We start from the raw sequence: 17,421 nt of genomic DNA on the forward strand, positions 1-17,421 counted from the left end.
GGCGCAATAATGTCGCAGCCCAAGCTTCTTGACGTCGAGAGAGCGGTCCGTGTCTGTTATCTTGGAGTCAAGATATTTTGGGAGGGCGCGATGTGGGATCCGGACCGCTACCTGACCTTCGCCGGCCAGCGCGCGCGGCCGTTCGCCGACCTGCTGGCCCAGGTGCCGGCCACCGGCGTGACGGAGGTCGCCGACCTCGGCTGCGGGCCGGGCACGCTCACCGTCGGCCTGGCCCAGCGCTGGCCGGGTGCGCACGTCGTCGGCGTCGACTCGTCGGCGGAGATGATCGCCGCGACGCCGGCCCCGCCGCCCGACGGCGTCGATTTCGTCCACGCCGACCTCCGCGACTGGGCGCCGGAGCGGCCGGTCGACGTACTGCTGAGCAACGCGACGCTGCAGTGGGTGCCCGGTCACCTCGACCTGCTGCCACGGCTGGCCGGGCACGTCGCCGACGGCGGCTGGCTGGCCTTCCAGGTGCCGGGCAACTTCGCCGAGCCGGCGCATGCCGAGCTGCGCGACCTCGCCGCCGACGACCGCTGGCCGGAGCTGCACGATCTCGAGCGGCCGGCCGCGCACGAGCCCGCGACGTACCTCGGCGCGCTGCTCGACCTCGGGCTCGCCGCCGACGTCTGGGAGACCACGTACGTCCAGCTGCTGCAGGGTGACGACGCCGTGCTGGAGTGGATGAGCGGGACGGGGCTGCGCCCGTACCTCGCCGCGGTCGACGACGGCGCGCGGGGCGCGTTCGTCGAGGAGTATCGAGACCGGTTGCGCGCCGCCTACCCGCCGGGCCGGTACGGGACGGTGCTGCCGTACCGCCGCATCTTCGCCGTCGGCCGCAAGGCCGCCACAAGGTAGGGCTGTCCCCAGGGCGAGACGGGTGGTGCCGGGATGTCCCCGGAGCACCCGTCGCTTCGAGGATCGAAGCATGACCTCTGAGACGGACATCCCCGCTGCCCCACGGCCCGGAAGCGACTTCGCGCGGCTCTCCCGGAAGATCGCCGACGCCGGGCTGCTGGACCGCCGGCCGGGCTACTACGCCGTCCGGATCGGCATCGTCGTCGCCGCCTACGCGGCGTCCTGGAGCATCTTCGCCGCCGTCGGCGACTCGTGGTGGACGCTGGCCGTCGCGGCGCTGCTGGCCGTCGTGTTCGCGCAGGTGGCGCTGGTGGCGCACGACCTCGCGCACCGGCAGGTGTTCCGCCGCCGGCGGCCGAGCGAGATCGCCGGACGGCTGGCCGGCAACCTCGGCATCGGCATGAGCTACGGCTGGTGGCAGGACAAGCACACCCGCCACCACGCCAACCCCAACCACGAAGACCTCGACCCCGACGTCTCACCGGACATCCTCGTGTGGTCCGAGCGGCAGGCCGGCAAGGCCGGCGGGCTCACCCGGGTCATCGCCGCGCGGCAGGCGTTCCTGTTCTTCCCGCTGCTCACGCTCGAGGGCTTCAACCTGCACGTCGCCGGTGTCCGGGCGACGCTCGACCCGCGGCTGAAGCAGCGGAGGCTGGAGCTGGGCCTGCTGCTCGCCCACTTCGCCGGCTACCTGGCCATCGTCTTCTCCGTGCTGTCGCCCGGCAAGGCGATCGCGTTCATCGTCTTGCACCAGGCGCTGTTCGGCATCTACCTCGGCTGCACGTTCGCGCCGAACCACAAGGGCATGCCGACCCTGACGGCCGAGGACGAGCTGGACTACCTGCGCAAGCAGGTGCTCACCTCGCGCAACGTCAGCGGCGGCGCGCTGATGGACGTCGCGCTCGGCGGCCTCAACCACCAGATCGAGCACCATCTGTTCCCGAACATGCCGACGCCGAACCTGCGCAAGGCCAAGCCGATCGTCCGGCAGTACTGCGCGGCCCTCGGTGTGTCGTACGCGGAGACCACGCTGATCGGGTCGTACCGCATCGCGCTGCGGCACATGCACGACGTCGGCGAGCCGCTGCGAAGCCACGCGCAGTGATGCTCACCGGGCCAAACGGCACCGGAACGGCACGAGTTCCGCCAAATCGCCACGGAGAGTGATCGCGGGACGATAGCTTCTCCTCTCGTGGGGGGACACAAACGGGCGCCCAGCGGCGCCGCCATGGCGCTGCGTCACGTCCGCCGGTACTCCGTGCGGTTCGTGGCGCTCGCCGCGCTCACCGTCCCGGTCGTCGCCGTCGTCGCCGACCAGGGCGGACCGGCGGCCTCGGGGCGCGACCGGTCTCCGGATGCGTTGGAGGGGCAGCATCCGGAGGTCCTGGAATCGGGCGAGTCCACGCAGACGCCGACGTCGACGGCATCGCAGCCGGCGTCGGCCACGCCGTCACCCCTGCCGACGGCGGGCCGCCCCGATGCGGGCGGCTCGTCGCCGGACCCCGGAGCGTCGCCGCGGCCGGGCGCCGGGACCGACGAGCCGCAGGCGGACGTCGTCCAGGACGGGCCGGACGGTGAGACCACCGGGCCGCGGCCGTCCGACCGGCCGGACGGCGAGACCGCCGGGCCACAGCCGTCGTCGCCGCCGGACGACGGGACGCACGAGCCGCAGCCGTCGCCGTCGTCGACCCCGCAGCCGACCCACCAGCCTCCGCCGTCGCACGAGCCGTCGCCGACGCCGGAGCCGCCGATCACCCCGCCGCAGCCGACCCAGGAACCGCCGGAGCCGTCGGAGACGCCGAAGCCGTCCGCGCCGACGGAGGAGCCGCCGGACGATGACGACGGCTCGCTGGTCTGTATCGAGGTGCTCGGGATCCAGATATGCTTGTAGCCGACCGCTGGGTCTGACGTCAGTCCCTGGTGAATTGCCTGTGAGGGCGGGGTCAGCCGTCGGTGAGCCGGGGCTTGTGCTCCAGCCCGGACAGCCCGTTCCACGCGAGGTTGACCAGGTGCGCCGCGACCTCGGCCTTCTTCGGCGAGCGCACCTCCAGCCACCACTGGCCGGTCAGCGCGACCATGCCGACCAGCATCTGCGCGTACATCGGCGCGTGCTTCGTCGCGAACCCGCGGGCCTTGAACTGCGCGGCCAGGAGGTGCTCGACCTGGCTGGCGGCGTCGGAGATGAGGCTGGCGAAGCCGCCGGTCGAGTGCGCGACCGGGGAGTCGCGGACCAGGATGCGGAAGCCGTCCGTCGACGTCTCGATGTAGTCGAGCAGCGCCAGCGCGGCCCGCTCCAGGATGACCCGCGGGTGCGCGTCCGACGCGAGCGCCGTGGTGATGCGGTCGAGCAGCAGTTCCATCTCGCGGTCCACGACCACGGCGTACAGCCCCTCTTTGCCGCCGAAGTGCTCGTAGACCACCGGCTTCGAGACCCCCGCCCGGGCGGAGATCTCCTCGATGGAAGTGCCGTCGTAGCCGCGCTCCGCGAACAGTGCGCGGCCGACGTCGAGCAGTTGCTCGCGCCGCTGCTTGCCGGTCATCCGGATCCTGCTGGGCGTGGCGCGCGGCCTTGTCACGACGTCGTCGGTCACGCGCCCCATCATGCTCCCGTGGCGGGCCACCGTGTCACGGCGCGATCAGCGTGGACTCGCCGCCGTAGTCGTCGACCCGCTTGGACTGGATGCGCTCGGGACTCGGCCAGCGCACGTCCCACACCCAGCCGGCCTTCTCGAACGCCCAGATGACCCGCGCGCTGGAGTCGATCTGGCCCTTGAGCACGCCGTGCCGGGCGCAGGTCGGGTCGGCGTGGTGCAGGTTGTGCCACGACTCGCCCATCGACAGGAACGCCAGCCACCACACGTTGCCGGACTTGTCGCGGCTCTCGAACGGCCGCTCGCCGATGGCGTGGCAGATGGAGTTGATCGACCACGTGACGTGGTGCAACAGCCCGATGCGGACCAGCGTGGCCCAGAAGAACGCCGTCAGCGCGCCGTGCCAGGACCACGTGGCCAGTCCGCCGATGATCGGCGGCAGCAGGATCGACAGCGCCACCCACAGCGGGAACAGCCGGCTGATCGTCCGGATGTCGCGGTCCTTGATCAGGTCGGGCGCGAACTTGCGCTGGTCGGTCTGCTCGACGTCGAACAGCCAGCCCATGTGCGCGAAGAACATGCCCTTGATCAGCGCGGGGACGGTCTCGCCGTAGCGCCACGGGGAGTGCGGGTCGCCCTCTTTGTCGGCGAACTTGTGGTGCCGGCGGTGGTCGGCGACCCAGCGGATGACCGGACCTTCGACGGCCATGCTGCCGGCGATGGCCAGCGTGCTCTTGACCCCGCGGTTCGCCTTGAACGCGCGGTGGGTGAAGTAACGGTGGAAGCCGACGGTGACCCCGTGCCCGGTGAAGGCGTAGAAGGCCACGGCGAGCACGACGTCGAGCCAGCTCAGATAGCCGCCCATCCACGCGATCGGGATGGCGGCGACGATGGCGAGGAACGGTACGGCGATGAAGACGCCGATCGTGATGCGCTCGCCGAGCGTCTGATTGTCGCCCGACAGCGTGCCGCGAGGGAGGTCGCTCTGCGCCGGCGGGGACTGCGGGCCGTTCGCCGTGTCCGTGGAAGCCATGGAGTCTCCGTGTGTAAGGGGAACCTTCCTTACGGCACCGTAACCTACGATGCCGTAGGTCGTATAGTCCGGATCTCCCGATCTGTACCCACTCCGCCCCTGGTGGTGCGTCGGTGACGCGGCCAAGATGTGTGACATGGCGGAGCTGAAGACCTCACGCAACGACGACGACGTCGAGGCGTTCCTCGACGCCGTCCCCGACGCCGGCCGCCGCGCCGACGCCGTCGCCGTCTGCTCGCTGATGGGCGCCGTCAGCGGCGCCGAGCCGGCCATGTGGGGCGTCGGTATCGTCGGCTTCGGCACGCGGCGGCTGCGCTACGAGACCGGCCGCGAACTGGACTGGTTCGACATCGGCTTCTCGCCGCGCAAGCAGGCGCTGACGCTGTACCTGCCCGGCGAGCTGGACGCTTACGCCGACCTGTTCGCCCGGCTCGGGCAGCACAAGGTCGGCAAGGGCTGCCTGTATGTGAAGCGCCTCGCCGACGTCGACACCGGCGTGCTCGAGTCGGTGCTGAAGCGGGCCGTGGAGCACGCCAAGCTGGAGTGACCGCGAGTTGCACACTATGTGTAGCAATGCCAAGCTCTAGGGCATGGTCGAGCGCCTCATCGATGACACAGAATTGGTGGCTCGCGTGCACGACATGCGCGCGGACGGGAAGTCCTACGTCCAGATCAAGGCCGAGCTGAAGGTCGGCGCCAGCACCATTAGCCGCATCCTCGGCGTGTACGGCAAGGGCCGGGCCCGGCCTCGGGTGACGGACGCGTTGCGCGGTCAGGCGCGGACGCTGCGGGCGGACGGGCGGTCCGTGCCCGAGATCGCCGCCGAACTGGGGATGGCGAAGAGCACGGTCTGGCTGATCACCAAGGACATCCCCTGGACCGCTGAGCCACGAAGTAGCGGCTCGCGATCCGAGGTCGCCTTCGCGTACTGGCGGAAGAAGAAGGCGGCGACCGAGGCCGAGCGAGAACAGATCACGAGCGGCATCATGGAGTCGTTCGGCGAGCTGACCGACCGTGAGCTGCTGATCGCCGGAGCCGTGGCCTACTGGGCCGAGGGCACGAAGTCCAAGCCTTGGAATCCACGTGAGCGGCTGACGTTCACCAACAGCGACCCGGACATGATCCGCCTGTACCTTCGCTGGCTGAGCCTCCTCGGGGTTGATCAGGCTCGGCTCAAGTACCGGGTCAACATCCACGAGTCCGCGGACGTCCCGGCGGCCGAGACGTTCTGGGCCGACGTCGCCGGCGTCGCGGTCGAACGGTTCGACCGCGCGACGCTCAAGCGGCACAACCCGACGACGGTGCGGAAGAACACCGGCGAGACCTACAGGGGCTGCCTCGTCGTCACCGTGGCCAAGAGCGCACCGGAGTACCGGATGATGGATGGACTGTGGTCGGCCGTCGCGGGGGTGGTGCGATCGAGGCGATAGCGTAGAGGCGTGCGGGCGGCGATGTGACAGCCGAACGCAAACCGTCCCGGGTTGTGTAAGGGCAGCACAGCTGGTTTTGGTCCAGTTAGTAGGGGTTCGAATCCTCTCCCGGGAGCTTGGTTCCAATCCTGGTCGGGTCGCTGATCGAGTTCTCGTCGGCGACAGCGGGCAGGTAGTGTCGGAGCAGAGCCCGCCACCGAAGCCGAGGAGCACGAACGCGTGACTACGCGCCCGGCAGCCGTTGTCGTTCTCGCCGCCGGCGAGGGCACCCGGATGAAGTCGTCCACCCCGAAGGTCCTGCACGATGTGGCCGGCCGCAGCCTGGTCGGGCATGCCGTCGCTGTCGCGCAGGAGCTGAAGCCCGACCATCTGAGCGTGGTCATCGGGCACGGCCGCGACCTCGTCGCCGCGCACCTGGCCGAGGTCGCGCCCGGGGTCACCACCGCCGTGCAGGAGCAGCAGCTCGGTACCGGCCACGCCGTCGGCGTCGCGCTGGAGCAGCTGCCCGAGCTCGACGGCGTCGTCGTGGTGACGTACGGCGATGTGCCGCTGCTCACCGGCGACACCCTGCACGAGCTGGTCGACCAGCACGTGGCCGGCGGCAACGCGGTCACCGTGCTCACCGCGCACGTCGCCGACCCCACCGGGTACGGCCGCATCGTGCGCGAGGCCGACGGCGGGGTGCGAGCCATCGTCGAGCACAAGGATGCCGACGAGGCGATCCGCGCGATCACCGAGATCAACTCCGGCATCTACGCCTTCGACGCCGCCGTGCTGCGCGCCGGGCTGGGCCGCATCACCACCCAGAACGCGCAGGGCGAGCTGTACCTCACCGACGTGCTGAGGCTGGCGCGGCAGGACGGCCGCCGGGTCGGCGCCGTCGTCACCGACGACCCGTGGCAGACCGAGGGCGTCAACGACCGCGTCCAGCTGGCCGCCATGAACCGCGAGCTCAACCGCCGCATCACCGAGAAGTGGATGCGCGCCGGCGTCACCATGATCGACCCCGCCACGACGTTCATCGACGTCACCGTGGTGCTCGAGCGCGACGTCGTGCTGCGCCCGGGCGTGCAGCTGCGCGGCGCCACCGAGGTCGCCGCCGGCGCCGAGGTCGGCCCCGACAGCACGCTCATCGACACCGTCGTCGGCCCGGGCGCCAGCGTCGTGCGCACCCACTCCGACGGCGCGCAGATCGGCGCCGACGCCACCGTCGGCCCGTACACCTATCTGCGGCCGGGCGCGGTGCTGGAGCAGAAGGCCAAGGCCGGCGCGTACGTCGAGATCAAGAAGTCGACGGTCGGGCCGGGCGCGAAGGTGCCGCACCTGACCTACGTCGGCGACGCCACCATCGGCGAGGGCGCCAACATCGGCGCGGGCACCATCTTCGCCAACTACGACGGCGTCGCGAAGCACCAGACCACGGTCGGCAAGCACGTGTTCGTCGGCAGCGACTCGGTGCTGGTGGCACCGCTCGAGCTGGCCGACGGCAGCTACGTCGCGGCCGGGTCGACCGTCGTGTCGGGCACCGAGCCGGGCGAGCTGGCCGTCGCGCGCGGTCGGCAGCGCAACATCGCCGGCTGGGTGGCCCGTAAGCGGGCCGGCACGAAGACCGCCGCCGCGGCGGAGGCCGCGGCCGGCGAGACGGCTGGGGACAGCACGGGGGACAACGAGGGGGACGCGCAGTGACGGGCATCCGGGCCACCGGCACCAAGACGCTCATGCTGTTCGGGGGCCGTGCGCACCCGGAGCTGAACGAGGAGGTCGCCGAGCACCTGGGCGTCAGCCTGGTGCCGAGCAAGACCTTCAACTTCGCCAACGGCGAGATCTACGTGCGGTTCGAAGAGAGCGTGCGCGGCAGCGACGCCTTCGTCATCCAGAGCCACACCGCCCCGATCAACGAGTGGATCATGGAGCAGCTGATCATGGTCGACGCGCTCAAGCGGGCGTCGGCGAAGCAGATCACCGTGGTCATGCCGTTCTACGGGTACGCACGCCAGGACAAGAAGCACCGCGGCCGCGAGCCGATCTCGGCGCGCCTGGTCGCGGACATGTTCAAGACCGCCGGCGCCGACCGCCTCATGGCCGTCGACCTGCACACCGCACAGATCCAGGGGTTCTTCGACGGCCCGGTCGACCACCTGTGGGCGCTGCCGACGCTGGCCGGCCACGTGCAGCAGAACTACGCGCCCGAGAACATGACCGTGGTGTCGCCCGACGCCGGCCGGGTGCGGGTCGCCGACGTGTGGGCCGACCGCCTGGGTACGCCGCTGGCCATCATCCACAAGCGGCGCAACCCCGACATCGCCAACGAGGTGAAGGTGCACGAGGTCGTCGGTGACGTCCAGGGCCGCACCTGCCTGCTGGTCGACGACATGATCGACACTGCCGGCACCATCACCCAGGCCGCCGAGGCGCTGCTCGACGCCGGCGCCGAGGGCGTCGTCGTCGCCGCCACGCACGCCGTCCTCTCCGGCCCGGCGGTCGATCGGCTGAAGAACTCGGCCGGCATCAAGGAAGTCATCGTCACCAACACGCTGCCGATTCCGCAGGAGCGCCGCTTCGACAAGCTGACGGTGCTGTCCATCGCGCCGCTGATCGCCCGGGCCATTCACGAGGTGTTCGAAGAGGGTTCGGTCACCAGCCTCTTCAACGGCAACGCGTAGGAGCTCAGCAAGGTACGGTGCCGGTTTCACATCGAGGCTGCTCCAGGGCTAGACTTCGAGGGTTGCCTCGGCGAGGGTGCAGTCTTCTACTGTCACCGTGATCGACGCGGTGCGCAGTCGGTGCGCGCCCTTGCCCGAGCCCGACGTGCCGCTGACCGCCCACCGTGCATCCCCCGAGGAGTTTTCACCGTGTCCGACGTCAAGATCGCCGCCGAGCTGCGTACCGAGTTCGGCAAGGGCGCCGCGCGCCGCCTTCGCCGCGCTGCCAAGGTTCCCGCGGTCCTCTACGGGCACGGGACCGACCCCGTTCACCTCGCGCTGCCGGGCCACGACACCATGCTCGCGCTGAAGACCGCGAACGTCCTCCTCACGCTCGACATCGAGGGCCGCGGCAGCGAGCTGGCGCTGCCGAAGCACGTGCAGCGCGACCCGCTCAAGGGCTTCATCGAGCACGTCGACCTGCTGCTGGTGAAGCGCGGCGAGAAGGTCACCGTCGAGGTGGCCGTGCACGTGACGGGCGAGGCGGCGCCGGGCACGCTGGTCAACCTCGACCAGCCGACGGTGTCGATCGAGGCCGAGGCGACGCACCTGCCCGAGAGCATCGAGGTCTCCATCGAGGGCCTCGCCGAGGGCACCCAGATCCTGGCCAAGGACCTCGTGCTGGCGCGCGGCTCGTCGCTGGCCGGCGACCCCGAGCAGCTGGTCGTCAACGTCACCGCCGCCCCGACCGCCGAGCAGCTCGAAGGCGAGGCCGAGGAGACCGCGGCCGAGGGTGAGGCCCCCGAGGGCGAGGCCGCCGCCGCGGAGGCTTCGACCGAGGCGCCTGCCGACGAGTCCTGAGTTCACGTCCGCCGGGCCGGGGAGCCTGCCGATGTCCGATGCGTGGTTGGTGGTCGGGCTGGGCAACCCCGGCCCCACGTATGCCGGCACCCGGCACAACGCCGGCGCCATGGTCGTCGACCTGCTCGCCGAGCGGGCCGGCTCGCCGCTCAAGTCCCAGCGCAAGCTCCGGGCCGACGTCGCCGAGGTCCGCCTCGGCGGCGTGCCCGGGTCGCGCGCCGTGCTGGCCAAGCCGCACACGTACATGAACGAGTCCGGCGGGCCGGTCGCGCTGCTGACAGAGTTCTACAAGATCGAGCCCGATCGTCTGCTGGTGATGCACGACGAGCTCGACCTGCCGTTCGGCACCATCCGGCTGAAGGTCGGCGGGGGTGACAACGGTCACAACGGGCTGCGGTCCGTGCGCGCCCGCATCGGCACTGGCGACTACGGCCGGCTGCGGTTCGGCATCGGACGCCCGCCCGGGCGCATGGACCCGGCGGCGTTCGTGCTGAAGCCCTTCTCCACAGTTGAGAAGCGCGACCTCGAGCTCGAGGTCGACCGCGCCGCCGACGCCGCCGAGGCGGTCGTGGTCGACGGTCTCGTCTACGCCCAGAATCATTACAACGGGTGAATCGCGCGGGCCGACGGTAGTCCGATCGGTTACGGTCTCGAATCTTTTCGTTCGGCTGGTCCACTTCCGCCCGTTCAGCGTATAGTCCGTCCCAGTTCGTCGGCTTGGAGATTGAGCCGATGGGGGGATATCGGAGCCTTGGGGGGGCCATGGCTACGGTCGGTTTGTCGTCGGCTGGTGCGCGCACGCAGGTGGGAAGGCAGTCTCCGGAATTACATTCCGGTGGCGGCGGTGCGCATTCTCAGCCCGTCAGTCGTCCTTTTCGTTTTCGACGTATCACGGCCGCCGGCGATCTGCTGATCGCCGCCGCGGCGGTGGCGCTGACGGTGGCGCTCAGACCCGCCGTCGACGTCGCGCTGGCCGTCAGCGCCATGGCGGTCGGGTGGCCGCTGGTACTGACCGCCAGAACCGGCCGGGCGGACCGCCTGTTCGGCGCGAAGAGCACCTACCGCGACGTGCTGCAGGCGCTGGCCGTGGTCGTCGCGGTCGTGGCGGTGGCCGCAGCGGCGCTGTCGATCCCGCTGCTCGGCCGGTCGTTCCTCGCGGCGGTGGCCGTCCTGGCCGGCGGGTCGATCGCAGTACGGCTCGCCGTGCGCTACCGCTTGCGGCGGCTGCGCATGCGCGGCCGGGCCACGCGGCGCACCCTGCTGGTGGGACCGGCCGCCGCCGTGACCGCCAGCCTCGAGCGCTTCTCGCGCGACGGTGAACGTCCGCTGGCCGTCGTCGCGGCCTGCATCGAGGACGACGGCACGGCACCGCCCGCGGCGGTCCCGGTCGTCGGCACGTTCGGGGGCGCCGCGCCGGGGCACGACGACGCGGTGCGCAACGAGGAGCTCGTCCACGCGGTACGGCAGGCGGCGCAGCGCGTCCGCGCCCGCACCGTCTGCATCGCGCCCGGTTCGGAGTTCACCGGTGACCGGCTGCGGGCGTTGAGCTGGATGCTGGGCGACCTCGGCATCGACCTCGTCACCGACCTCGGGCTGTCCGACGTCGCATCGCACCGCATGGGCCTGGGCAGCATGGGGTCCAGCGTGCTGGTGCACGTCAAGCAGGCGCGTCCGACGGGGTGGCGGCGGGCGGCGAAGCTCGCCACCGACCGGGTGCTGGCCGGGCTGATCCTGTTCGCGCTGCTGCCACTGCTGCTGACCATCGGCCTCGGGGTGCGGCTCACCGACCGCGGTCCGGCCATCTACCGGCAGGTGCGGGTCGGCCGCGACGGCCTGTTCTTCACCATGTTCAAGTTCCGGACGATGTACGTCGACGCCGACCTGCGCCGGGCCGAGTTGCTGGACGCCGCCGACGGCGACGGGCCGATGTTCAAGATGCGCGAGGATCCGCGCATCACCCGCATCGGCCGGGTCCTGCGCAAGTACTCCCTCGACGAGCTGCCGCAGCTGATCAACGTGCTGCGCGGCGAGATGTCGCTGGTCGGTCCGCGTCCGGCGCTGCCCGAAGAGGTGGCGACGTACGATGGCACCGCGCGGCGGCGGCTGGCCGCGATCCCCGGCATGACCGGGCTGTGGCAGGTGAGCGGCCGGTCGAACCTGTCATGGGGTGAGACGGTGCGGCTGGACCTGCGCTACGTCGACAATTGGTCCTACGCTGAAGACCTGCAGCTCCTGGGCCGCACAGCGCGCGCGGTGGTGCGCAGCACCGGCGCGTATTGACCTCCGGCCAGCAGGGCGGCGCTCCGGTCAGACGGCCGGAGCGCCGGCCCGAACGGCCTGTGAGGGGAGTCGGTGTGGCGACGTGGCTGGTCACCGGCGCCGACGGCATGCTCGGCAGAGATCTGGTGATCATGCTGCGAGCGGTGCGCGAACGGGTCATCCCCGTCACCCGGGCCGTGCTCGATCTCACCGATGAGCACGCCGTCGAGGCCGCGGCGTCGACCGTCGCCCGCATCGGCGCCCGTGGCGGTGCGATCGTCGTGAACCTCGACGGCTGGCTCGACGTCGACGCGGCCGAGGTGGACGAGGCCGGCGCCCGGGCCGTCAACACCGTCGGAACCGCGAACCTCGCCCACGCCTGCGCCCGCGCGGAAATGCGGCTGATCCACGTCTCCACCAGCTACGTGTTCGACGGCGACGCCGCGGAGCCGTACGCCGAGGACGCACCGGTCCGCCCGGCCACCGTGTTCGGGCAGACCATGGCCGAGGGCGAGCGGGCGGTGCTCGAGACGCTGCCCGAGGCCGGCATCGTGCTGCGCACCGGCTGGCTCTACGGCGAGTTCGGTCGCAACTTCGTCAAGACGATCACGGCCCGGGCCGCCGAGCAGGAGTTCTGCGAGGTCATCGACGACCAGTGGGGACAGCCGACGTGGGCGATGGACGTCGCCGACCGCATCGTCGACCTCGGCCGGGCGTCCGGTGTGTCCGGTGTCCTGCACGCGGTGAACTCCGGCTCCACCACCTGGTACGGCCTGGCCCGCGCGGTCTTCGCCGAGCTGGGGCTGGACGAGGAGCGGGTGCGGCCGGTCTCGGCCGGCCAGCTGCCGCGGATCGTCGCGCGGCCTGCGCACCCGGTGCTGTCGCAGGAACGGTGGACGCAGTTCGGGCTCGCGCCCTTGCGGCCGTGGCGGGAGGCCCTGGCGGAGGCGGCGCCCAGCGTCCTGGGCGTCGAGTGAGTCAGGTGGACACCGCCTGCGGGGCGTCGTAGTAGAACACCTCCTCGCGGCTGATCAGCCCATCGGTGACGGTGTAGAGCGACAGCTTGGTGGTGCTGGAGCGGGCGCCGGTCGGGGTGTGCGTCTGGTCGAACCGGAAGCGGACGGCGAACCGGTCGTCGTCCAGGAGCGGCGGGTCGACGTCGACGGCGTTGATCTCGACGTCGGCGAGCAGCCGGTCGGCGTTGGCGACGATCTGCGCCGTCCCGCGCCGCTCGACCGGGTCGCCACCGGTCTCCAGCGGCGCGACTCGCACGACGTCGGGCGCCATCAGGGCATCCAGTGCGTCCAGCCGGCCCGCCCGCATCAGCGTGACGTACTGGTCGGCGACCCGCCGAACGCCGGCCGCGGGCAGGAAGTCGGCGGCGTGGTCGGCCGCCCAGTCGCGGTAGCGGCGGGCCGGGTGGCCGGTGATCCGCTCGACGGCGTCCGTCACCGGCTCCGGCTGATCGGCCAGCGTCGCCCAGTACGCCAGCGAGGCCGCCGCCATCTCCGCGTCGCCGTACTCCTCGGACAGCTCGGCCAGGGCCTGGTCCGGCGGCTGCTCCTCCCAGCGCACCGGCCGGCCGATCGCCTCGCCGATCAGCCGGGCCTGCTCGGCCTGGGCGATCGTCTCCGGCCCGGTGAGGTCGTGGACGGCGCCGGCGTGCCGGTCCGGGTCGGTGAGCGCGGCGACGGCGACGTCGGCGAGGTCGCGCTCGTGGATCAGCGACCGCGCGGCCGCGCCGAACGGTGCGCGGACCACGCCGGTGTGCGCCTGCCCGGCCCAGGCCAGCGTGTTGGTGGCGAACCCTCCGGCGCGCAGCATCGTCCAGCTCACCCCGGAGCCGCGCAGCGCGTCCTCGACGGCGCCCCAGATGCCGTTCTCGGCCACGGGCCGGTCGTCGCGGACGTTCCGTGCGGAGAGGTAGACGACGTGCCGGGGCGCCGTGGCCAGCGCGGCGGCGACCGCCGGGACCCCGTCGGCCGAGAACGACGGCCAGAGCAGGAAGACCCGCCCGACGCCGTCGAGCGCCGCGGCGAGAGTCTCCGGCCGGGTGAGGTCGCCGGTGACGACATCGACGCCGGAGGGCAGGCCGGCGCGGGCGCGCTCGGGATCGCGGGTGAGCGCCCGGACCGGGTGGCCGCGGCCGGCCAGGGTGCGGACGACGTGGCGGCCGACGTTGCCGGTGGCGCCGATGACCAGCGTGAGGGGGTTCGTGGTGTCCATGTCCCCAGGCTCGGACTTAAACCAAGGTTCAGGTCAAGCTAGGGTGGATCGGGTGAGCGCTGCCCCGATCGAGTTGACCATCGGCGAGCTGGCCGAGCGCAGCGGCGTACCGGCGTCCACGCTGCGCTACTACGAGCGGCACGGTCTGCTCCGCAGCTGTCGCACGACGGGCAACCAGCGGCGTTACGCCGAGGGCATGCTGCGGCAGGTGGCGTTCATCCGGGCGTCGCAGCGGGTCGGGATCTCGCTGGCCGAGATCGGCGGGGTGCTGGGATTCCTGCCCGAGGACACCGCGCCGACGCCGGAGTTCTGGGCGCGGGCGGCGCACTGCTGGGGCCGGGCGATCGACGAGCGCATCGCGGCGCTGGAGCGGCGCCGCGAGGTGTTCAACGCCTGCGCGGACTGCGGCTGCCTGGCGTTCGGCGACTGCGCGTTGGTGGCGTTACCGGATACTGGACGCGGTGTCTCGGATATTGGGCGAGGGCGTGATCCGCCACCGGTTCGCCTTAGGCTGGGACGTTCGAGACCGGCTTCGAGGAGTTCCGTGGCATCCACCGACGCGATCCTGGCCGCCCGCCTCGCCACCGAGGCGGGCGCGCTGCTGCTCGCGCTGCGCCGCGACCACGATCCGGTGACGGGCACTCAGGCGCTGCGCGATGCGGGGGATCGCGCAGCCCAACGACTTCTGGCCGCCGCGCTGGCCGAGCATCGCCCCGGCGACGCCGTCCTCAGCGAGGAGGCACCCGACACCGACGCGCGGCTCGACGCGCGGCGGGTGTGGATCATCGACCCCCTCGACGGCACCCGCGAGTTCGGCGACGGCCGCGACGACTGGGCCGTGCACGTCGCGCTGTGGGAGGACGGCGAGCTGACGGCGGGCGCCGTCGCGCTGCCCGGCCTCGGCACCACGCTGACCAGCGATCCCGCCGCCGTCGTGCCGGGCCGTGCCCCGGCCGCGCGGCCGCGCGTCGCCGTCAGCCGCAGTCGTCCGCCGGCCGCCGCACAGCGCGCTGCCCGCGTCCTGGGCGCCGAGCTGCTGCCCATGGGCTCGGCCGGCGTCAAGGTCGGCGCCGTCGTGCGCGGCGAGGCCGACGCGTACGTCCACTCCGGCGGCCAGTTCGAGTGGGACTCTGCCGCGCCGGTGGCCGTCGCCCGCGCCGCCGGGCTGCACGCCAGCCGGCTCGACGGGTCGCCGCTGGTGTACAACCGGGCCGACCCGTACCTCCCCGACCTGCTTGTCGCCCGCCCGGAGCTCGCCGACGCGCTCCTCGCGGCCGTCGCCGAACCCGCGAGGTCCGCATGACCATGCACGAGTACCAGCTCTCGCAGCTCGACCTGCTCGAGGCCGAGGCCGTGCACGTCTTCCGCGAGGTCGCCGCCGAGCTGGAGCGGCCGGTGCTGCTGTTCTCCGGCGGCAAGGACTCCATCGTCATGCTCCGGCTGGCCGAGAAGGCGTTCTGGCCGGCGCCGATGCCGTTCCCCGTCATGCACGTCGACACCGGGCACAACTTCCCCGAGGTGCTGGAGTTCCGCGACCGCCGCGTCGCCGAGCTGGGCGTCAACCTCGTCGTCGCGTCGGTGCCCGACGCCATCGAGCGGGGGCTGGTGGCCGAGGAGCCGAACGGCTCGCGCAACCGCATCCAGACGCCGGTGCTGCTCGAGGCGGTCGAGAAGCACCGGTTCAGCGCGCTGTTCGGCGGTGCCCGCCGCGACGAGGAGAAGGCCCGGGCCAAGGAGCGGGTGTTCTCCTTCCGCGACGACTTCGGCCAGTGGGACCCGAAGAACCAGCGCCCTGAGCTGTGGAACCTGTACAACGGCCGCATCCACCTGGGCGAGAGCATCCGGGTGTTCCCGCTGTCGAACTGGACCGAGCTGGACGTCTGGCACTACATCCAGCGCGAGCAGATCGCCGTCCCGTCCATCTACTACGCGCACGAGCGCGAGGTGTTCGAGCGCGACGGCATGCTGTTCGCGAACAACGAGTTCTGCCGCCCGCGCGAGGGCGAAACGACGTTCGTCGCGACGGTCCGCTACCGCACCGTCGGCGACGCGTCGCTGACCGCCGCGGTGCGCTCCGGCGCCGCCACCGTCGAGCAGGTGATCGAGGAGATCGCCGCCACCCGGCTCACCGAGCGCGGCGCCACCCGCGGGGACGACCGCGTCAGCGAGGCCGCGATGGAGGACCGGAAGAAGGAAGGCTACTTCTGAGATGGATCTGCTCAGGTTCGCCACCGCCGGCTCCGTCGACGACGGCAAGAGCACGCTGATCGGGCGGCTGCTGTTCGACTCGAAGGCGATCTTCACCGACCAGCTGGAGAGCGTCGAGCGCACCAGCCAGCAGCGCGGCGACGAGTACACCGACCTGTCGCTGCTGACCGACGGCCTGCGCGCCGAGCGCGAGCAGGGCATCACCATCGACGTGGCCTACCGCTACTTCGCGACGCCGCGGCGCAAGTTCATCATCGCCGACACCCCCGGGCACATCCAGTACACCCGCAACATGGTCACCGGCGCCTCGACCGCCGACCTCGCGATCGTGCTGGTCGACGCCCGCAAGGGGATGGTCGAGCAGAGCCGCCGGCACGCGTTCCTGGTGTCGCTGCTGCGGGTGCCGCACCTGGTGCTCGCGGTGAACAAGATGGACCTCGTCGACTGGTCGCAGGAGGTCTTCGAGTCCATCGAGCGTGAGTTCTCGTCGTTCGCGACCAAGCTCGAGGTGCCCGACCTCACCGTCGTCCCGATCTCCGCGCTGCACGGCGACAACATCGTCAGCCGGTCGCCGAACATGCCGTGGTACGAGGGGCCGTCGCTGCTGCACCACCTCGAGCACGTGCACATCGCCAGCGACCGCAACCTGGTCGACGTCCGGTTCCCGGTGCAGTACGTCATCCGGCCGCAGTCGCTGCAGCGCACCGACTACCGCGCCTACGCCGGCCAGGTGGCCGGCGGCGTGCTCAAGGCCGGCGACGAGATCATGGTGCTGCCGAGCGGGTTCACCACCCGCATCGCCGCCATCGAGACCGCCGACGGCCCGGTCGGCGAGGCGTTCGCGCCGATGTCGGTGACCATCCGGCTCGAGGACGAGATCGACATCTCCCGCGGCGACATGATCTGCCGCCCGCACAACCAGCCGGCGGTCGCCCAGGACATCGACGCCATGGTCTGCTGGATGGCCGAGACGCCGCTGGCGCCGGGCCAGAAGCTGGCGATCAAGCACACGACGCGGTCGGCGCGGGCGCTGGTCAAGGAGCTGCAGTACCGCCTCGACGTCAACTCCCTGCACCGCGACGACAGCGCCACGCAGCTCGGCCTCAACGACATCGGCCGGGTGCGGCTGCGCACCACCGTCCCGCTGCTCGCCGACGAGTACCGCCGCAACCGGCAGACCGGCGGATTCATCCTCATCGACGAGGCCACGAACCGCACGGTGGGCGCCGGCATGATCACCTCGGCGAGCTGAGGTTTCCGCACGGACAAGATCGCCGCTGGGGATGCGGGAATGTCCCATGACGGCTATGCTC

Annotated in this window: 17 protein-coding genes, 1 tRNA gene and 2 pseudogenes; 16 read left to right on the top strand and 4 right to left on the bottom strand. The window is 71.5% G+C overall.

Annotation, left to right across the window (positions count from 1 at the left end):
* Positions 1 to 90: 90 nt before the first annotated feature.
* The 3 genes from BLV05_RS10665 (at position 91) to BLV05_RS10675 (ending at position 2,749) form a co-directional block, all read left to right on the top strand.
* Positions 91 to 858, top strand: coding sequence for a methyltransferase domain-containing protein (locus tag BLV05_RS10665; protein WP_046769352.1), 768 nt, complete (start codon positions 91 to 93; stop codon positions 856 to 858).
* Positions 859 to 928: 70 nt separating this feature from the next.
* Entirely contained in the window at positions 929 to 1,963 is a 1,035-nt protein-coding gene (locus BLV05_RS10670) for a fatty acid desaturase family protein (protein WP_046769353.1), read from the top strand.
* A gap of 123 nt (positions 1,964 to 2,086) precedes the next feature.
* Complete coding sequence (locus BLV05_RS10675) at positions 2,087 to 2,749, top strand: hypothetical protein (RefSeq protein ID WP_046769354.1); 663 nt, start codon at positions 2,087 to 2,089, stop codon at positions 2,747 to 2,749.
* 52 nt (positions 2,750 to 2,801) lie between these two features.
* Here the strand turns inward: BLV05_RS10675 and BLV05_RS10680 are convergent, their stop codons facing one another.
* Both BLV05_RS10680 and BLV05_RS10685 read right to left on the bottom strand, forming a co-directional pair.
* On the bottom strand, positions 2,802 to 3,458 hold the full coding sequence (locus BLV05_RS10680; protein ID WP_407717007.1) for a TetR/AcrR family transcriptional regulator: 657 nt from the start codon (positions 3,456 to 3,458) through the stop codon (positions 2,802 to 2,804).
* Between the two features lie 25 nt (positions 3,459 to 3,483).
* On the bottom strand, positions 3,484 to 4,482 hold the full coding sequence (locus BLV05_RS10685) for an acyl-CoA desaturase (protein ID WP_046769356.1): 999 nt from the start codon (positions 4,480 to 4,482) through the stop codon (positions 3,484 to 3,486).
* Positions 4,483 to 4,618: 136 nt separating this feature from the next.
* On the opposite strand from BLV05_RS10685, the gene BLV05_RS10690 reads away from it, so the two are divergent.
* From BLV05_RS10690 to rfbD, 9 genes are all read left to right on the top strand, one after another.
* Complete coding sequence (locus BLV05_RS10690) at positions 4,619 to 5,029, top strand: DUF1801 domain-containing protein (RefSeq protein WP_046769357.1); 411 nt, start codon at positions 4,619 to 4,621, stop codon at positions 5,027 to 5,029.
* A gap of 43 nt (positions 5,030 to 5,072) precedes the next feature.
* Complete coding sequence (locus BLV05_RS10695; protein WP_046769358.1) at positions 5,073 to 5,912, top strand: helix-turn-helix domain-containing protein; 840 nt, start codon at positions 5,073 to 5,075, stop codon at positions 5,910 to 5,912.
* 44 nt (positions 5,913 to 5,956) lie between these two features.
* Positions 5,957 to 6,027: transfer RNA gene (locus tag BLV05_RS10700), tRNA-Gln, on the top strand.
* A 104-nt stretch (positions 6,028 to 6,131) separates the two neighbouring features.
* Positions 6,132 to 7,598, top strand: a complete 1,467-nt coding sequence (gene glmU / locus BLV05_RS10705) for a bifunctional UDP-N-acetylglucosamine diphosphorylase/glucosamine-1-phosphate N-acetyltransferase GlmU (protein ID WP_082155301.1) — start codon at positions 6,132 to 6,134, stop codon at positions 7,596 to 7,598.
* Positions 7,595 to 8,575 carry a ribose-phosphate diphosphokinase gene (locus BLV05_RS10710; protein WP_046769360.1) on the top strand — a complete coding sequence of 327 codons (981 nt, stop codon included), beginning with the start codon at positions 7,595 to 7,597 and terminating at the stop codon, positions 8,573 to 8,575. The genes glmU and BLV05_RS10710 overlap by 4 nt, the downstream gene beginning before the upstream one ends.
* A 189-nt stretch (positions 8,576 to 8,764) precedes the next feature.
* On the top strand, positions 8,765 to 9,415 hold the full coding sequence (locus BLV05_RS10715; RefSeq protein WP_046769361.1) for a 50S ribosomal protein L25/general stress protein Ctc: 651 nt from the start codon (positions 8,765 to 8,767) through the stop codon (positions 9,413 to 9,415).
* Between the two features lie 31 nt (positions 9,416 to 9,446).
* Positions 9,447 to 10,028: an aminoacyl-tRNA hydrolase gene (pth, locus tag BLV05_RS10720; protein WP_046769362.1), complete on the top strand. Its 582-nt coding sequence runs from the start codon at positions 9,447 to 9,449 to the stop codon at positions 10,026 to 10,028.
* A 149-nt stretch (positions 10,029 to 10,177) separates the two neighbouring features.
* Entirely contained in the window at positions 10,178 to 11,695 is a 1,518-nt protein-coding gene (locus BLV05_RS10725; RefSeq protein WP_267884872.1) for an exopolysaccharide biosynthesis polyprenyl glycosylphosphotransferase, read from the top strand.
* Between the two features lie 74 nt (positions 11,696 to 11,769).
* The gene (rfbD, locus tag BLV05_RS10730) at positions 11,770 to 12,651 is read left to right on the top strand and encodes a dTDP-4-dehydrorhamnose reductase (protein ID WP_046769363.1); all 882 of its coding nucleotides are present in this window, start codon (positions 11,770 to 11,772) and stop codon (positions 12,649 to 12,651) included.
* A gap of 1 nt (position 12,652) precedes the next feature.
* Here rfbD and BLV05_RS38570 read toward each other — a convergent pair whose 3' ends face one another.
* Positions 12,653 to 13,045 carry a nuclear transport factor 2 family protein gene (locus tag BLV05_RS38570; RefSeq protein ID WP_407717010.1) on the bottom strand — a complete coding sequence of 131 codons (393 nt, stop codon included), beginning with the start codon at positions 13,043 to 13,045 and terminating at the stop codon, positions 12,653 to 12,655.
* Positions 13,046 to 13,900, bottom strand: a pseudogene (locus BLV05_RS10735) (SDR family oxidoreductase); the annotation flags it as partial. It lies immediately after the preceding gene.
* On the opposite strand from BLV05_RS10735, the pseudogene soxR reads away from it, so the two are divergent.
* The 4 genes and pseudogenes from soxR to cysN all read left to right on the top strand — a co-directional run.
* Positions 13,899 to 14,330 (top strand): annotated as a pseudogene (gene soxR, locus BLV05_RS38575) (redox-sensitive transcriptional activator SoxR); the annotation flags it as partial. The pseudogenes BLV05_RS10735 and soxR overlap by 2 nt on opposite strands.
* 114 nt (positions 14,331 to 14,444) lie before the next feature.
* Positions 14,445 to 15,203 (top strand): 3'(2'),5'-bisphosphate nucleotidase CysQ, encoded by a 759-nt coding sequence (locus tag BLV05_RS38580; RefSeq protein ID WP_046769421.1) that lies wholly within the window; start codon positions 14,445 to 14,447, stop codon positions 15,201 to 15,203.
* Positions 15,200 to 16,108, top strand: coding sequence for a sulfate adenylyltransferase subunit CysD (gene cysD, locus BLV05_RS10745; RefSeq protein WP_046769364.1), 909 nt, complete (start codon positions 15,200 to 15,202; stop codon positions 16,106 to 16,108). Before BLV05_RS38580 ends, cysD begins: the two co-directional genes overlap by 4 nt.
* A gap of 1 nt (position 16,109) precedes the next feature.
* Positions 16,110 to 17,360, top strand: coding sequence for a sulfate adenylyltransferase subunit CysN (cysN, locus tag BLV05_RS10750; RefSeq protein WP_046769365.1), 1,251 nt, complete (start codon positions 16,110 to 16,112; stop codon positions 17,358 to 17,360).
* Positions 17,361 to 17,421: the final 61 nt, after the last annotated feature.

Source organism: Jiangella alkaliphila (genome assembly GCF_900105925.1).
GTDB classification, from domain to species: domain Bacteria; phylum Actinomycetota; class Actinomycetes; order Jiangellales; family Jiangellaceae; genus Jiangella; species Jiangella alkaliphila.

What these genes read in the sequence shown, in the direction of transcription:
- BLV05_RS10665 (WP_046769352.1), top strand. Translation starts at nt 91, where the DNA reads ATGTGGGATCCGGACCGCTACCTGACCTTCGCCGGCCAGCGCGCGCGG.
- BLV05_RS10670 (WP_046769353.1), top strand. Translation starts at nt 929, where the DNA reads ATGACCTCTGAGACGGACATCCCCGCTGCCCCACGGCCCGGAAGCGAC.
- BLV05_RS10675 (WP_046769354.1), top strand. Translation starts at nt 2,087, where the DNA reads ATGGCGCTGCGTCACGTCCGCCGGTACTCCGTGCGGTTCGTGGCGCTC.
- BLV05_RS10680 (WP_407717007.1), bottom strand. Translation starts at nt 3,458, where the DNA reads ATGGGGCGCGTGACCGACGACGTCGTGACAAGGCCGCGCGCCACGCCC.
- BLV05_RS10685 (WP_046769356.1), bottom strand. Translation starts at nt 4,482, where the DNA reads ATGGCTTCCACGGACACGGCGAACGGCCCGCAGTCCCCGCCGGCGCAG.
- BLV05_RS10690 (WP_046769357.1), top strand. Translation starts at nt 4,619, where the DNA reads ATGGCGGAGCTGAAGACCTCACGCAACGACGACGACGTCGAGGCGTTC.
- BLV05_RS10695 (WP_046769358.1), top strand. Translation starts at nt 5,073, where the DNA reads ATGGTCGAGCGCCTCATCGATGACACAGAATTGGTGGCTCGCGTGCAC.
- pth (WP_046769362.1), top strand. Translation starts at nt 9,447, where the DNA reads ATGTCCGATGCGTGGTTGGTGGTCGGGCTGGGCAACCCCGGCCCCACG.
- BLV05_RS10725 (WP_267884872.1), top strand. Translation starts at nt 10,178, where the DNA reads ATGGCTACGGTCGGTTTGTCGTCGGCTGGTGCGCGCACGCAGGTGGGA.
- cysD (WP_046769364.1), top strand. Translation starts at nt 15,200, where the DNA reads ATGACCATGCACGAGTACCAGCTCTCGCAGCTCGACCTGCTCGAGGCC.
- cysN (WP_046769365.1), top strand. Translation starts at nt 16,110, where the DNA reads ATGGATCTGCTCAGGTTCGCCACCGCCGGCTCCGTCGACGACGGCAAG.